Origin of the sequence: Acinetobacter pecorum, assembly GCF_014837015.1 — a bacterium.
In the GTDB taxonomy this organism is placed as follows: domain Bacteria; phylum Pseudomonadota; class Gammaproteobacteria; order Pseudomonadales; family Moraxellaceae; genus Acinetobacter; species Acinetobacter pecorum.
On sequence record NZ_JACSPT010000009.1, the window covers coordinates 1 to 13,483 of the forward strand.

Below are 13,483 nucleotides of genomic sequence, written 5' to 3' on the forward strand. Positions count from 1 at the left end.
CAGAAGTGAAACCTCTTAGCGCTGATGGTAGTGTGGGATTACCCATGTGAGAGTAAGTCATCGCCAGCTCATTATTCCAGAAAGCCCCTGACATCAGTCAGGGGCTTTTTTTATGCGGGGAATTTGGTCGAGCGCTTCCAAATATTATTTTTCACATAAAATCACAGCAGAAAATCCGCAGGGTAGGCGTATACTGGAACAGGTTTCTGGAGCGGATATGTCCTCAAATTTATCTTCAAGCCATATTGAATATGGGTCCTCTGCCTTTAAAGCGGTTTTGTTTTCCTTGTTTCTGGCTGGATTTGCAATTTTTTCATCATTGTATTGTGTCCAGCCGATGATGCCGATTCTGGCAGACTATTTTCATATCTCTCCTACGCAAAGCAGTTTTCCACTTTCATTTTCTACCCTTGCATTAGCGGTTGGCCTGATTTTAACTGGGCTCATTTCCGACCGTTTTGGCCGTAAGCCGATTATGGTCTGGTCTTTATTTTCAGTTTCCGTATTGTTGTTACTGAGTGCTGTATTGCCAGTTTGGTCAGTATTTCTGGCTACCCGAATATTAATTGGTTTAACCGTGAGTGGCGTGGCTGCAGTGGCGATGACCTATATTGGGGAAGAGGTGGCCGCTAAAGATATCGGTTTGGCCATGGGACTCTATATTTCTGGAACTGCGATTGGCGGTATGAGTGGCCGTTTGATTGCCGGGGTATTGGTAGACTTTATTTCCTGGCAGTCAGCGACTTTAATCATTGGACTAATTAACCTCTGTATTGCGACAACCTTCTATTTCTTATTGCCTAAATCCAGGAATTTTCAAGCTTATCCTATTAAATTGAGCCGCTTCCTTACTGCATTTCAGCATAATCTGAGTGATCCCAAACTGCGAATCTTGTTCTTGCAAGGTTTCATCCTGATGGGCTGTTTTGTTTCAGTCTTTAATTACCTCAGCTATCGCCTGATTCTGTCACCTTTTGAGCTGTCGCATGTCTGGATTGGCGTGATTTCTATTACCTATCTGGCAGGAATTTATAGTTCGCCTCGTGCGGCGGCATGGAGCCAGAAATTTGGACGTTTCCAGGTATTGGTGGCCATGCTTGCCAGCATGCTGCTAGGATTGGTGTTGATGCTAGTCAACAGCTTGGTGCTGATCTTTATTGGTCTGCTCATTTTTACCTTTGCATTTTTTGCTGCACATTCCACGGCCAGCAGTTGGGTATCTGTGCAATCTTTACAGTATCGTGCTGTAGGATCGTCACTCTATTTATTCTGCTACTATCTTGGGTCCAGTGTACTCGGCAGCTTCAGTGGTCTGGTCTGGGAAAAGGCGGGATGGCTCGGCCTCAGTGTGTTCATCGGCATTATTTTGGCAATCGGTTTATTGGTAGCTCAACAGTTAAAACCTAAAATAAGCAAGCTAGAAATAAAATGAGTATATATTCCTGATTAAGGTCCTAAAGCCTGTGTTGTATAAATTATAATCAAGCAACCCAAGCCGAATTCATGCTAAAATGCTCGGCTTTCATCTTTGATCTATTTTTTGATCTTCCATCTGCCAGCCGAGAATTGCTAGCCATGTCTACTGCTTATACCATGCAGACAGCGCCTACAGCGTTGTTTGATTACGACAAATATTGGGCGTCGTGTTTTGAACCTGCGCCATTTTTGCCGATGTCACGCGAGGAGATGGATCAACTCGGCTGGGACAGTTGTGACTTTATTTTAGTCTGTGGCGATGCCTATATCGATCATCCTTCATTCTGTTCAGGCATTATTGGCCGTACCCTAGAAGCCCAAGGCTTCCGTGTGGGGATTATTGCACAGCCAGACTGGACCAATGTTGAAGCCTTCCGTGTGTTGGGAAAACCCAATATTGCATGGGGTGTGACTGCGGGCAACATGGACTCAATGATCAACCGTTATACGGCAGATCGCAAAATCCGTTCCGACGATGCCTATTCACCAGACAACCAGCCAAACAAACGTCCTGACCGTGCAGCAACCGTGTATTGCCAGCGTGTACGCGAAGCCTATCCTGATGTGCCTGTATTGTTAGGTGGGATCGAAGCCTCACTACGTCGTATTGCGCATTATGATTACTGGTCAGATAAAGTGCGTCGTTCAGTATTGATGGACTCTAAAGCCGATCTATTGATGTACGGTAATGGTGAACGTTCAATCACTGAAATCATGCATCGCTTGGCGCGTGGTGAAAAAATCCAAGATATTACCGATGTTCGTGGTACAGCGTTTATTGTCAATAAACACAACCGCCCATCGAAAGCCAAATTTGTTGAAATCGCATCGAATGATGTCGATGCGATTGGTCGTGTCGATCCAATTATTAACCCTTACGTCATGACTGAAGATATTGAAGGTTGTGAAATTGAGCAGGGGAAGGACTCGAGCCAGTATCAGGGTTTCCAAAAAGAACATGTAGCCAATCCAATTGTCCGTGAAGGCGACAATTTGGACGAAAATACGCAAATCGTGCAGCTACAGCCGGCATCCAAAGCAATTAAACATAAATTACCGCCGCGTGAATTGGCCGTAATCCGTTTGCCTGCTTTTGAAGAAGTTGCTGCTGATCCAGTGCTTTATGCACATGCCAATCGTATTTTGCACCTTGAAACCAATCCAGGTAATGCACGTGCTTTAGTACAAAAGCATGGTGAGCGTGACGTATGGTTAAATCCACCGCCAATTCCATTAACCACGGAAGAAATGGATTATGTGTTTGATCTGCCTTATGCACGTCTGCCACATCCCTCTTACGGTAATGCACGTTTTCCAGCTTTTGACATGATTAAGTTCTCGGTGAACATCATGCGTGGTTGTTTCGGTGGTTGTACTTTCTGTTCAATCACAGAGCATGAAGGTCGTATTATTCAGAACCGTTCTGAAGAATCAATTTTGCGTGAAGTAGAAAAGATTCGTGATACAGCACCGGGCTTCACAGGGATTATTTCGGACTTGGGTGGCCCAACCGCCAACATGTACCGTTTGGCTTGTAAAGATCCTGAGATTGAAAAGAACTGTCGTAAACCATCGTGTGTATTCCCCGGTGTATGTCAAAACTTGCATACTGATCATGCACCGTTGACACAGCTTTACCGTAAAGCGCGTAACTTACCGGGTATTAAAAAGATTCTGATTGGTTCAGGTTTACGTTATGACCTTGCGGTTTTGAACCCTGAATACGTGAAAGAGTTGGTGACGCATCACGTCGGTGGTTACCTTAAGATTGCGCCCGAGCATACCGAAAAAGGTCCGCTCAATAAAATGATGAAGCCGGGCATTGGAACTTATGACCGATTCAAGCAAATGTTTGATCGTTATAGTAAGGAAGCAGGCAAGGAACAATACTTGATTCCTTATTTCATCGCGGCGCATCCGGGTACCACCGATTACGACATGATGAACCTCGCCATTTGGTTGAAGAAGAATGGTTTCCGTGCCGACCAAGTACAGACCTTCTATCCATCACCAATGGCAACTGCAACCACCATGTACTACACTGGTAAAAACCCGCTGGCGAAAGTGGCGCGTTATACGGAAAATGTCGACATTGTGAAAGGTGAGAAGCGTCGTCGTCTGCACAAAGCTTTCTTGCGTTATCATGACTCAAACAACTGGCCTTTACTGCGTGAAGCCCTGAAAGAAATGGGTCGTCAGGATTTAATTGGTAACTCGAAACAGCATTTGATTCCGACTTATCAGCCTGCAGGTAGCGCAGATGGTCAGTATCAATCGGCGCGTAAGAAAAATTCGACGGTTGCCGGTGATTCGCAAAAACGTACCGGCGAGCAGGGGAACCGTAGCAAGGCTGCACAAGCTCAGTCACGTCCTTCAAATACCAAGAAGCGTCCTGAGCGTGGTCAAATTCTGACCCAGCACACCGGTTTGCCACCACGTGAAACAGGCGATGCCAAGAAACCGTTTGGTGGGCAGAAGCCTAAAGCGAAGCCCAAATCACGTGCATAATTAAGTTAATAAAAAGACACTTCGGTGTCTTTTTTTAGCGCTGAGGTAAAGTAACGTAGCTAAGGACTATAATTAAAAAATGTAGAGGGATGTATTATTTGCATTATGTATTGCTAAAAAAGTGGTATAAAAATAACACTTTGTCGGAATTGTCCTACAGTTAAGCAGATTTGTATTGCGATCAATTCTATGGATGTTTTAGAGTGCGCTATCAGTACTTTAAATCCACTTTCATGGGCATTCAAAAAGATGTCACTTTAGGTAACACAAAATCGAGTTTTGATACCGGTTGTATGGGTATTTAAGCAGATTGGTTGTTAGCTCTATTTAAAATAAAGCGTGGGTTTATACTGCACAACAATAAAACAAAAATGATTATAAGAATGCAAGGATTTAGGCATGACCACCTATATTATGATTGGGAGTTTCCTGCTCTTCTGTGTCGTGCTCATGGCATGGAAAAAGCTCGGAAATAATTCCAAACCACAAGACAGCGCGTTGAAGCAGCGTGCGATTTTCAATCTGAATGAGCAATTGACCTTCACTCGCCTGAGAGAAGTTTTACCAGAATGCATCATTCTGGCTCATGTTTCCTATGATGCCTTAATGACCACCAAATTTAACCGGACTCGACACAAGTACCGTAACCTGACTGCCGATTTTGTAATTCTGGATCAGCAATATCAGATTCTGGCAGTTGTAGCGGTAGATGACCCTTTAATCCTTAAGCGTCCACAACAGACAGGGTTCCAGGATGCATTACTGACCATGGCTGGTTATCGGGTGATCCGTTACGACGATGTGCCGGAATATTATCAGTTGCGCCAAGACTTTTTGCAGGAGCAAGCGCAAATGCAGAAAATGCCCAAATATACAGTTAGCAATGATCTGAAAAAATACTATCTATATTCAGATTTAGAGCGCAGTAAAATTAAAGCAGTCGGTTAAAACAAAAAAGCATGCCAGAAGCATGCTTTTTTATGAATCGATCTAGGAAAATTATTCCGGTTTAACCGCCACGACGGTCAGTTCGACCAATACCCGTGGATCATACAGTTTTGCTTCGACACAGGTACGAGGCAGCGCTTCGATATCCGCCACCCAGGCATCCCAGACTTCATTAAAAGCCGCATAGTCATGCTCAATATCCTTGAGATAAATTGTGACTGACATGATGTGACTTTTATCAGTACCGGCATCTGCCAGAAACTGGTCAATAATATCTAAAGTCTGTTGGGTTTGCCCTTTAATATCCAGTTCGACATCTGTAGCCAGCTGGCCTGCAAGATGTACCAGATTACCGGCAATGGCAATTTCCGAAAAGCGTTTCGATACGTGTAAACGTTCAACTGTCATGTTGTTCATCCTGAGTTTTGGGCATCAGGGCTGCGACCAGTGCAGTCAGCAGACAACCCACCGCCAGATAGATCGCTACATAATGCCATGAACCGTCTGCCCAAATCACCAGTGCAGCTGCAATAAATGGGGTAAATCCACCACCAATGATACTCGCCACCTGATAGCCAACTCCGGCACCGCTGTAGCGGTATTCGGTGCCAAACAGTGAGGTGAAAATCGGTTGATGGACACTGACCACCATATCATGGGCAACGTTTGCCAGTAAAATTGCCCCGATGATAATCATCCAGGTATTTTGTGCATCGAGCGCCATAAAAAATGGAAAGGCTGAGAGTGCACCAATCAAACCACCCCAGACACACATTTTCTGATGATTGAATCTATCTGCCAGCCAGGCAAAGAAGGGAATACTGAAGCAGCTAATGGCCCCGACCATCAAGGTAATATTCAGGAAGAACTGTTTGTCCATGCCCAGATTACTGGTGGAATAGTTCAGGGCGAAATTGGTGACCAGATACATGGTCAGCAATTCGGTCAAACGTAAAGCAATGATATAGAAAAAAGCTTTAGGATGTTTACTGATGGCCTGCAAGATTGGCAGCTTTTCTGGCTGATGGTCTGCTTTCACCACCTTTTCTACAAATTCCTGAGATTCATCCTGATCACGGCGAATCCACATGGCAATGCCGATCAACACGATACTGGCTAAAAAGGGAATACGCCATGCCCACTCAGCAAAGGCGTCTTCACCCAGTGTCGCGAGTATAAGCGATACTGCACCGGTGGCCAGAACCAGACCGACGCCGTAACCGACCTGAACACCACTGCTATAAAAGGCCTTTTTTCCTTTTGGTGCATTTTCTACGGCCATGAGGGCTGCACCGCCCCATTCACCACCGACGGCAAAGCCTTGCAAGGCACGACAAAACACCAGTAGTACCGGTGCCCACCAGCCAATTGCCTCGAAATTTGGCAGCAGGCCAATCCCTACCGTGGAAATTCCCATCAGGATTACCGTAAGTACCAGCATTTTTTTACGGCCGAGTTTGTCACCAAAGTGACCAAATACTACACCACCTAAAGGACGAAACAGGAAGCCGACCCCAAAGGTGGCCAGAGCTGCCAGGGTACCCATGTTCTCGCCAATACTGGGAAAAAACTGATCTTTAAAAATTAAGGCTGCAACAATGCCGTAAAGGAGAAAATCATACCAATCGACAACAGCACCAACAAAACTAGATAGCGCAGCTTTACGTGCGCGTTGTTCTTGAACAACAGAAGAATTTACAGAAGACATGCAGGAGGGAATTCCATGAGTTACATCAGAGTTGCCCTGTAATATTCGGATTTGATCGTCACGCCAATTACAGGACAGCATGCTGAAAGTAAAGGTGATTTTCAGCATCTCAGCACATACATGGATAATGCATTGCGCAGATAGATTACTCTAAAAAATCAAAATGTAAAAACAAAGTTGCCGTCTTTTTAAACCGATGCTTAAAACATGAACAGAAACTGCTTAGAGCAGTGACAATTGGGTTTCAATCTCGGGGACGCTGAGCTGATATACGCCTACACCGATCAGCCGGAATTGCATCTGCGGGGCAATATGCAGATCGTCGAGCAGTAAGTCCAAGGCTTGGGCTAATTCCTGTGGACTACGCAGTATCTGTTTAAAACTTTTACTGTGTTGCATCACCTGAAAGTTCTTGAGTTTTAATTTGACCGTAACGCCGCGAGCCGAAAGCTGTTTCTTTTGCAGACTTTGCCAAACCTGTACCAGTAAGGGCTCCCAGTAGGGACGACATTCACTCAGATACAGGTCATCGTCAAAAGTAGTTTCTTTAGAGATTTGCTGGCGTTCTCGTTCCACTTCGACCGGTCGTTCATCAATACCTTGAGCATATAAAAACAGCCGTCGTCCATATTTGCCAAAATGCTGAATCAGTAAGGCTTCATCAATCTGCTGTAAATCTCCCAAGGTGTTCAGGTTCAGGCTGCTCAGTTTTTCCTGGGTAACTTTTCCCACACCGGGAATTTTTTTTAGGGGCAGATTCTGGATAAATCCCTGAACTTGTGATGGCTTAATCACACAGATGCCATTCGGTTTGTGCCAGTCCGAAGCAATTTTAGCGAGAAACTTGTTGGGCGCTACACCAGCAGACGCGGTTAATCCGGTGGCTTGAAAAATATCCTCGCGAATCCGCATGGCGACTTCGGTAGCACTTGGAATTTGTTTTAGATTCTCTGTGACATCCAGAAAGGCTTCATCCAGAGACAGTGGCTCAATCAGGGAAGTATATTGCTGGAAGATGTGATGAATCTGTGCCGATACCTGCCGGTATTTGGCAAAATCCGGCTCAATCACGATGACCTGAGGACACAGTTTGCGCGCCTGCCCCATGGACATGGCAGAACGCAGGCCATAAACCCGTGCCGGGTATGAGGCAGCCGCGACCACCGCCCGAGGATGATGCGAAGCAATCACCATAGGTAAGTTTTTCAGTTCTGGACGTTCACGCAGCTCTACCGAGGCATAAAACGCATCCATATCGATATGAATAATTTTGCGCATGTTCGCTATCTTAAGGGGCTTTAATCGGATTGGGAAGCGACGGCTGCGTTGAGTAAATAGGGCTGTGGTCCGCTTAGCAGGACAACTTTGGTCCCTTGTCTCTCGGCAGCCTGAATCAGAAGTTGTAAACTTTTTGGGGAGTCATCGGCAAGACGGGGTAAAAATTGCAGCGGCTGGTTTAAAGGCTGAAAAAAATCATCCCAATGTACCGGGATCACCACTTTGGGCTTGAGCAGGTTCAGGGTTTCAGCCAGATATTGCTGCTGATAGGCAGCAGATTGTCTGGAGAGCTGGGCAATGCCTAAAAACAGGGTGTCGACTTCCAGATGTTGTAATTGCTCTGGAATAAATCCGGTACTGGCCTTGACCAGAATTTTATATCCCACATGCTCAATCAGGTAATCGAAACTGCCACCTTCTTTAAATTCGGAAAATTTGGCCGGAAGGGTAAAAGGCTGCAGCAACTCTTCGCCTAAATCATCATTTACCGCTGTGGGCGGGGTATGTTGTGAGGGAATGGCAGTGATCTGGAAGTTTCCCCATTGCTGTACTTGCCCAAGCTTAACCGGCTGTAATTGCTGTGGAATAACTTTAGGGTTTGCCCGGGCGATATTCAGGGTGCTAGGTGAACCGACGACAGCAGTTCCGGGAAGCATTTCCAGTAAGGCCGGTACATCCAGAACATGATCATAATGTGAGTGAGTGACCAGAATGGTTTGGGTTCGACTCAATTCATGGCGTTGCACCAGTTGTTCGAGGAGTAGCCTGTCACTTTGAATCGGGCGGCTAAGTACTTGCCACAAAGATGGCCGGCTAAAGAAACCATCGATCAGGATCTGATCGTGACCATCATCGAGTAACAGGGTGGACACACCAAAAAATTTAACGGTGAGACCGTGAACGGATGTACCGGTTTTCGGCTGCCACGCTTGAAAGTCCCTGAGTTTTCCTGAAGCTTGCAACAGATAAGCCAGTGTACCTGCGATGAGTAAGAGAAGAATTAGCAGACCGAGTAAAACGCCTTTTATCCATTTCAATCTTTTTATTTCCTTGTTGTTTTTATAAAGAACCTATTTTCAGGCGATCAACTGTATTTCGCCTGCTCTTCAGATGAAGGTACTGCAATCGCATTCTTTTTGAGAAACTCCAGCCATTGCTGTTCTGAGCCATAAAAAACATTCAGATCTACCGGTGTGGTAATACCGGGAATTTTCCCCTGACTGGTATGTTGCCAAAATAGCCACGCTGGCTGATCTTTTAAATCAGGCAGACCCTTGTATTCACGTACCCAGAGCGGTACGTCGGGAAAATTTCCTACCAGTACAATATTATAAAAAGCTTTAGAAATATAGAAAATCGGCTGCTTGCCGTAATGCTTTTTCAGGGCATCGTGCATCACCTGAATTTCGTTTAAAAGCTGCTCTTTAGAATAGGTATTGATGCATTTGCTGTCATATTCCAGATCAATCACTGGCGGTAAGGCATCCGGTTTATTGGGTACGGAGTCAATAAAATTCTGGGCTTGAATGCTGCCATCGCGGCAGAGCCGGTAAAAATGATAGGCGCCGACCAGAAAGCCGCGCTCCCGGGCCTTGAGCCAGTTTTCCTGAAAACGGGTGTCTTTAAAGTCGCCGCCTTCAGTGGCTTTCAGATAAACAAAACGATACTTTTCAGGCGGAATCTGCTGCCACTGGATCTCTTTTTGATGATGCGATACATCAAATCCTTGAATTGGATAATCGGCAGCATGGGAAGACGGGGTTTTCATCAGATAGAGATAAACCATGGCGATCGTAACCAATATGACCAGAAAGCCAAACCCTACTAAAAGCGGCTTGCTATATCTGCTCCAAATCTGATGTTTTTGCATCTTCAGTCCTTACCTGTATCTGAGCTGGTCTAAAGACCGCCTCAGTCTGAATTTTATTATCGCATTAGACAGGGGTGTTTTTCGGAATATGCCAGAAAATATAGGCCGCAATAATATTGATGCAGCCCAAACAGATCAGTGCCATATGAAAAGCAGCCACCAGATTGTCAGCGCCGTAATAGGCACCCAGCATGTTGACCAGGGTACTGGCCAGTGCCACCCCGATACTCATCGACAGCATCATGATCATTGACAGAAAGCTGTTGCCGCTACTGGCATCCTGCTGGTTTAAATCCTTTAAAGTCAGGGTGTTCATAGAAACGAATTGGAGTGAATTCAGAACCCCGAAAATAAAGAAATGCATGGTTCTTAACCAGAGCGGGGTGTCTGCTGTAGTCAGGGAAAAACTGGCAATACACAGGCCGACCAACAAGGTGTTGACCAACAAGACACGACGATAGCCGAAGCGCTGCACAATACTGCGGATAATCGGTTTGGAGGCCAGGGAACCGAGTACAGTGGGAATCATCAGCAAGCCGGTCATAAAGGGTTCAAAACCAAATGCCACCTGCAGCATTAAAGGCAATAAAAATGGAATCGAGTTACCGCCCAGACGCGCAAAAAAATTACCCAGAATTCCGATCGAATAAATTTTATTCTTAAACAGTTTGCTACGGAATAATGCATTCTGATGGGTGTGCGAATGATAGGCATAGATAAGCGAAGCTACCAATCCAGCCAGAATCAGGGCCAGACTCCACCAGAGCGGATGTTGTGGACTGGCAAAATTTTCAATACCAAGACATAGCGATACCATGGCGATGATGAGCAGGATAAAACCGCCAAAATCGAAACGTGCTACCGTAGGTTCAAGCACATTGGGCATGGCTTTAAGGGTAATCAGGGCACCCAGGATGCCAATCGGTAAATTAATCAGGAAAATCCAGCGCACGGACATATATTCGACCATCCATCCGCCTAAGGTCGGTCCAATCAGCGGACCGATCAGTCCGGCCAGGCTCATTAGGCTCATGGCAGCCAAGAACTGGGTTCGTGGGATAATCTTCAACATCGCCAGCCGGCCAACCGGGAGTAAAAAGGCACCCCCTATGCCCTGAAATACCCGATAGATGAGTAATTCATTCAGACTTTCAGCCCAGGCGCAGCCCAACGATGCCAGAGAAAAAATGATAATGGCAGAAAAATAGATGTTTCTGACCCCAAAACGGTCCGCCAGCCAGCCACTCAAGGGGATGCAGGCTGCCACTGACAGGACATAAGCCACGACCACACCGTGCATCCGCAGCGGATCTTCCTGTAAATTCTTAGCAATTGCGGGCAGGGCCGTGTTGATAATGGTACTGTCCAGCCCCTGCATAAAAAAGCCGATCGACACCAACAAGACCAGCAGTCTGAATTCAGGATCTAGGGCTTGATGCGTAGGCGTGGCATTCATAATTATGGAAAGCTTAAAATTTTTAATAGTTTAAAGGAAACAGCCGAGTCTGTCGTATATAAAGCGTGTCAACTTTTATAGCGTCGTGTGTCAAGGAACTGCAAGAAATCGGTCATGGTAAAGTCATGTTCTGGGCATAAGGGAGCAATGACATCAGGGAGTCGCCCTATGATTTATCAAGTCGATCTAGAGCCGCTAAAAGCTGCTAGATTCAGAGCACTTCGCTGCTCTTTTTTGTAAGACCGGCATATATATGACAGTGTTGTCATTAAAATGAAATAAAACCGTCATAATCTTGGGCCAACTTTTCAGCAGTGCTGAAATCTCCTCGCGTATAGGTTTGTGTTTATGACAATCGAGATTTTGATGGTGATCGGCTTCTGTTTAGCCGCCTATTCTATTGTCGGAAATGATGTGCCTCAAACCTTAGGGACATTTATTTCATCAAATTCCCATCGCCCATGGTGGGTATTGTGGATTTATATCAGCTCAATTTTAATTGTCGTATTGATCTATGGTTGGTATGCATCCGGGGTAGGTGATGCCTCATACGGTCGTCTAGAAACCATTCCTTTCCCTGAAGGTGGCATTACCTGGCTGTATATTGTGCCGCCTATTCTCCTGTTAATACTGACCAGATACGGGATTCCAGTCAGTACTACCTTCCTGGTGCTTACGATCTTCTCTCCTGCCAGCCTAGGCTCGATGATGGTCAAATCGATGATGGGCTATGCCGTCGCCTTTATCGTGGCGATTGTCATCTATCGTTTTGTGGCCAAGCAGCTGGCACGCCATTTTGCCAAGACACGTCATCAGGAGCACTCCAAGGTCTGGATGGGCTTGCAGTGGGTCTCTACCGGTTTCCTGTGGAGCCAATGGCTGATTCAGGATCTGGCCAACATCTTCGTGTATGTACCACGTCAGGTGCCGTTTGAATTCCTGATGTTTGCGATTACGGTATTCGTGGTGTTGCTGGGCGTGATTCTGTATCAACGTGGCGGAGCCATCCAGAACATTGTCGACACCAAAACCGGTGTAACCGACATTCGTGCTGCAACGATTATCGACTTCATGTATGCCATTATCCTGTTAGTTTTCAAAGAGTGGAGCAACATTCCAATGAGTACCACCTGGGTATTCCTGGGCTTACTTGCAGGTCGTGAATTTGCCATGTCGATGATTCTGGATGAAGTCAACAAACATCGTACTTCACGTAATGTCAGTGCAGATGCCATGAAACTGATGTTCGGTCTGGCCATGTCGGTCATTCTGGCAACAACTTTGCCGATGTTTTATGAGTTTGTGACGAATTATGGACAATAAGTCCTAGTATTAAAAATCCGAGAAAAAAGCGAGCCAGGTGCTCGCTTTTTTATTAATTGGAACGGTTTAAACCACAAATCTTTGTGGATGGCCTAAATTGGTTAAAGTTGTATAAATTTCTTCTTCATGTTCACAAATGATCAGTTTGGCACGATGTTGCGGCGGTAAAAAACCATCTTCAACGGCACGATCCAGTTGTGCAATCAAGGAATCATAGAACCCATTGACGTTATATAGCATCATCGGTTTCTGGTGCTGGTTCAATTGGCCCCAAGTGGCAATTTCCAGAATTTCCTCAAAAGTACCTAGTCCACCTGGCAAGGCCACAAAGGCACAGGCTCGCTCAGCCATCATGGCTTTGCGTTGATGCATGCTGGTCACCACATGTAACTCTGTCAGCTGGTTATGGGCAATTTCATAGTCCAGCATAAATTCGGGAATGACGCCCACTACTTCACCACCATGCTGGATCATGGCATCCGCGACCTGTCCCATCAGGCCAATACTGGCGCCACCATAGACCAGCCCGAAACCATGTTCTGCCAGTCCTTGCGAGATTTGAAGGGCTTTTTCTAAATAAATCGGCTTGTTGCCTGCACGTGAACCACAATAGAGTGCCACTAAAGGGCGAGTTGTTTTTGGGGAGTTGTCTTTAAAATAATCTGTCATTTGAATTACGCTTTGCATTTATTTTCTTCACCTTATCATTTTTCTTTCTGGTGACTCTAGCTTAATTAATAAATATGACAATTCTGTGAGCAGCTGCATTTTCATGGCATTACAGCCAGGCAAAATTCATCGATAAACAGCCATGAAAAAAGGTGAATTTCGATTTGATCTTGCTATACTAAAAATTGGTTTCACAACAATAGAACGAAAATGGGTAGTGGTAGTTGGCCGTGTAACTCTATAAATC

The 13,483-nt window shown here is 45.5% G+C and carries 11 protein-coding genes; 4 read left to right on the plus strand and 7 right to left on the minus strand.

All coding sequences use genetic code 11. The features are described 5' to 3' along the window. Nucleotides 1-217: 217 nt before the first annotated feature. From H9629_RS08190 to H9629_RS08200, 3 genes are all read left to right on the plus strand, one after another. Entirely contained in the window at nt 218-1,432 is a 1,215-nt protein-coding gene (locus H9629_RS08190; RefSeq protein ID WP_191730896.1) for an MFS transporter, read from the plus strand. Between the two features lie 143 nt (nt 1,433-1,575). Beyond that, nucleotides 1,576-3,984, plus strand: coding sequence for a YgiQ family radical SAM protein (locus H9629_RS08195; protein ID WP_191730897.1), 2,409 nt, complete (start codon nt 1,576-1,578; stop codon nt 3,982-3,984). 399 nt (nt 3,985-4,383) lie between these two features. Then, the gene (locus H9629_RS08200; RefSeq protein WP_064102331.1) at nt 4,384-4,932 is read left to right on the plus strand and encodes a hypothetical protein; all 549 of its coding nucleotides are present in this window, start codon (nt 4,384-4,386) and stop codon (nt 4,930-4,932) included. 51 nt (nt 4,933-4,983) lie between these two features. Here H9629_RS08200 and H9629_RS08205 read toward each other — a convergent pair whose 3' ends face one another. The 6 genes from H9629_RS08205 to mdtD all read right to left on the minus strand — a co-directional run bounded on the left by H9629_RS08205 (nt 4,984) and on the right by mdtD (nt 11,244). Further along, a complete protein-coding gene (locus tag H9629_RS08205) occupies nt 4,984-5,340 on the minus strand; it encodes a RidA family protein (RefSeq protein WP_064094693.1) in 357 nt (118 codons plus the stop codon). Continuing rightward, the gene (shiA, locus tag H9629_RS08210) at nt 5,330-6,640 is read right to left on the minus strand and encodes a shikimate transporter (RefSeq protein WP_064102332.1); all 1,311 of its coding nucleotides are present in this window, start codon (nt 6,638-6,640) and stop codon (nt 5,330-5,332) included. Before shiA ends, H9629_RS08205 begins: the two co-directional genes overlap by 11 nt. A gap of 222 nt (nt 6,641-6,862) precedes the next feature. Next, nucleotides 6,863-7,918: a DNA polymerase IV gene (gene dinB / locus H9629_RS08215; RefSeq protein WP_064102333.1), complete on the minus strand. Its 1,056-nt coding sequence runs from the start codon at nt 7,916-7,918 to the stop codon at nt 6,863-6,865. Nucleotides 7,919-7,938: 20 nt separating this feature from the next. Next, entirely contained in the window at nt 7,939-8,955 is a 1,017-nt protein-coding gene (locus tag H9629_RS08220; protein WP_191730898.1) for an MBL fold metallo-hydrolase, read from the minus strand. Nucleotides 8,956-9,002: 47 nt separating this feature from the next. Continuing rightward, the gene (locus H9629_RS08225; protein ID WP_144723528.1) at nt 9,003-9,788 is read right to left on the minus strand and encodes a glycoside hydrolase family 25 protein; all 786 of its coding nucleotides are present in this window, start codon (nt 9,786-9,788) and stop codon (nt 9,003-9,005) included. Nucleotides 9,789-9,852: 64 nt separating this feature from the next. Next, entirely contained in the window at nt 9,853-11,244 is a 1,392-nt protein-coding gene (gene mdtD, locus H9629_RS08230; protein ID WP_064094688.1) for a multidrug transporter subunit MdtD, read from the minus strand. A gap of 348 nt (nt 11,245-11,592) precedes the next feature. On the opposite strand from mdtD, the gene H9629_RS08235 reads away from it, so the two are divergent. Then, nucleotides 11,593-12,567, plus strand: coding sequence for a hypothetical protein (locus H9629_RS08235; RefSeq protein WP_064094687.1), 975 nt, complete (start codon nt 11,593-11,595; stop codon nt 12,565-12,567). Between the two features lie 66 nt (nt 12,568-12,633). Here H9629_RS08235 and H9629_RS08240 read toward each other — a convergent pair whose 3' ends face one another. Beyond that, entirely contained in the window at nt 12,634-13,254 is a 621-nt protein-coding gene (locus H9629_RS08240; protein ID WP_191730899.1) for an LOG family protein, read from the minus strand. Nucleotides 13,255-13,483 lie beyond the last annotated feature (229 nt).